Origin of the sequence: uncultured Campylobacter sp. (assembly GCF_938017705.1) — a bacterium.
Classification (GTDB): Bacteria; Campylobacterota; Campylobacteria; order Campylobacterales; family Campylobacteraceae; genus Campylobacter_B.
Genome location: NZ_CALIIS010000015.1, coordinates 1 through 1,037 on the forward strand (window position 1 = coordinate 1; position 1,037 = coordinate 1,037).

General features: G+C 37.7%; 1 protein-coding gene and 1 pseudogene. Both read right to left on the bottom strand.

The window, feature by feature from the left end; translation table 11 throughout:
- Window positions 1-135: 135 nt before the first annotated feature.
- Window positions 136-639 (bottom strand): hypothetical protein, encoded by a 504-nt coding sequence (locus tag Q0605_RS00945; protein WP_298703446.1) that lies wholly within the window; start codon window positions 637-639, stop codon window positions 136-138.
- 50 nt (window positions 640-689) lie between these two features.
- Window positions 690-1,037, bottom strand: a pseudogene (locus tag Q0605_RS00950) (hypothetical protein); the annotation flags it as partial.

A 1,037-nucleotide genomic window follows, 5' to 3' on the forward strand; every position in this document is an offset into this window, starting at 1 on the left:
GGTTTTGGAGACGGAGTAAAATTTTATGGCAGCGAAACGATAGAAGCGGGCGGTAATATTCTAGCGGCTTTATTCTTGCTTTTTTTGCGAAGTGCATCAGCTGTAAGGATGAAATTTATCACGTTGTTAAAATTTTTATTTTGGTACAAGTATACTCATCGCTTTTCTTATAGGATTACACTCGCTGTCGTTTAAGCAAATTTCTAATTGCTCCTTTATTTTGCAGGAAAAATCCTTCTTGTCGCTGTTTTTTCCGTAACAAACCTTGTCAAAGTAACCGATAGCCCTATGTATATTTCCGCCGTAAAATATTTCATTCCCTGCTAGCAAAAAGCAATAATACATCATATCCGCCTCGCAAGCTTTCTTTAATGCTGAAACGGAATCTTTATATCTACCCATTGTAACTAAAAGCACCGCGCCGAGCGATCCGCAGCTTTCATAATCTCCTTCGTCGCACTTCTTGGACAAAATTTCGACCAGTTTCGTGCATGCGCTATATTTTCCATCGCCGCTATCACACTCTAAATTTAGCTCTTTTTCCTCCCAAGTTTTGAAAAAGCTCGAATCCATGGGTCTTGCCATACTAGAGTATATTGAAAATATTAAAGCTAGAATTATAAATTTAATTTTCTGCATTTTCTCTCCTATTTAAAATTTTGATATATAAAGCGGCTTTTTAAACAACATCATCTTGCGCTTTTTAACAAAATTCTTGCTTTTTTTATAGGATTGCACTCGCTGTCATTTAGGCACTTTTCCAATTCCTCTTTTATCTTGCACGCTTCGTTTTTATATACGCTATCTATTCTTTTGCATGTCTTTCCAAGATATTTCATGGCTGAATTTATGTCCCCGCTGTACCGTATTTCGATTACACTTAATACATAGCAATAGTTTGCTGCGCCGGCTTCACAGGCTTTTTTACAAGCATAGGCAGAGTCCTCATATCTGTCCATAGAACTGAGAAGCGCTAGACCGAGCGATCCGCAGCTTTCATAATCTCCGCTATCACACTTTTTGGATAAAATTTCGAC

Bases quoted from the DNA above. Each gene is read 5' to 3' on its own strand.
- Q0605_RS00945 (WP_298703446.1), bottom strand. From the start codon at position 639: ATGCAGAAAATTAAATTTATAATTCTAGCTTTAATATTTTCAATATAC.